Source organism: Cellulomonas septica (genome assembly GCF_012396155.1).
Lineage (GTDB): Bacteria > Actinomycetota > Actinomycetes > Actinomycetales > Cellulomonadaceae > Cellulomonas > Cellulomonas septica.
Window position 1 is genome coordinate 1 of sequence record NZ_JAAXOY010000790.1, and the last position, 1,445, is coordinate 1,445.

The following is a 1,445-nucleotide window of genomic DNA, read 5'->3' on the forward strand; positions in this document are numbered from 1 at the left end:
ATCGTCGACCAGTACGAGGTCGACATGGACCTGCTGCGCGGCGACGGTGCGAGCCCGCGGGCGCTCGGCTGGCTGCCGCGCGGCGTGCGCGGCCACGCGTGCCTCGGCCTGTGGCTGGGTGCGGACCGGGGGCCCGGGGACCGGGAGATGGAGATCGTCGGCGTGCACGACACGTCGGGCACGCTGTCGCGGCTGGTCGGGATGCGCACGACGGCGAGCCAGTTCCCGCCGGCGGCGCTGACCCGGGCGGGGACGGTCGGCAGCAACGAGCTGACGTTCGTGGTCCCGGTGACGTTCGGCGGCAGCGACTGGGGTCTGCTCGCGATCGACGGCACCGCGGAGACGCGGGCGACGAGCGCGCGCGACCGGTTCAACCACTGGGCGGCGCTGCTGGCGGTCGCGCTGGACCAGGAGCGCCTGCTCACGTCGCTGCGCGAGCAGCGCCGGGCGCTCGAGCAGGCCGCTGCGCGGGAACGCTCCCTCGCGGACACGGTGCGTGCGAGCGAGGAGCGCTACGCGCTCGCGTCGATGGCGGCGCACGACGGCACGTGGGACTGGGACGTCTCGGCGGGCACGGTGTACTACTCGCCGCGCTGGAAGCAGACCCTCGGCTACGACGACGAGGTCATCGGCGACTCGCCCGCGGAGTGGCTCGAGCGCGTCCATCCCGCCGACCGCGACGACCTGTCGGCGGCCATCGCGTCGCAGCTCGCCGGCGCGGGCACGCCGCTCGAGCTCGAGCACCGCGTGCGGACGTCGTCGGGCGACTACCGCTGGATGCTGTGCCGCGCGGTGACCGTGCTCGACGACGCGGGCTGCCCCGCCCGGCTGGTCGGCGCGCTCGTCGACGTGACCGAGCGCAAGGAGGCAGAGCTCGCGCTCCAGCGGGACGCGCTGCACGACCCCGAGACGGGCCTGGTGAACCGCCTGCTGTTCCTCGACCGGCTCGCCTCCGCGCTGCTGCGCACGCGCCGCTCGCCGTCGTACGACTGCGCGGTCGTGCTGGTGCGCGTCGCCGACGACCACGCGATCCCGACCCAGGGCCGGCACGAGGAGGGCGACGTCCACCTCGACCTGCACCGCGAGCTCGTGCGCCGGTTGCGCCGGCCGCTGCGCGAGGGCGACACCCCCGCGCGCATCGCCGAGGACGACTTCGCGGTCCTGCTCGACGACGTCGGGCCCGGCGGCGTGCCGGGACGGGTGGGTCAGCTGCTCGACCAGCTGCGCCACGAGCTCGGCGCGCGCATCCGCGTCGGCGCGCTCGGCAGCATCCGCGGGTTCCGCGACGTCTCCGAGGTGCTCCGCGAGGTCGACATCGCGCTGCTGCGCGGCGGGTCGACGACGACGTGGCGGCAGGAGTCGCGGCCGGGGTCCGTCCTGCGCTGAGCGAGGACGACGAGACGACGACGCCCCGCGGCCAGGTCGGCCGCGGGGCGTCGTGGTGC

Annotated in this window: 1 protein-coding gene; it reads left to right on the top strand. The window is 75.7% G+C overall.

Going from position 1 to position 1,445, the window contains the following annotated elements:
* Positions 1–1,386, top strand: a 1,386-nt coding sequence (locus HGA02_RS19190) for a PAS domain-containing protein (RefSeq protein ID WP_168680977.1), incomplete at its 5' end; no start/stop codon positions are given.
* Positions 1,387–1,445 lie beyond the last annotated feature (59 nt).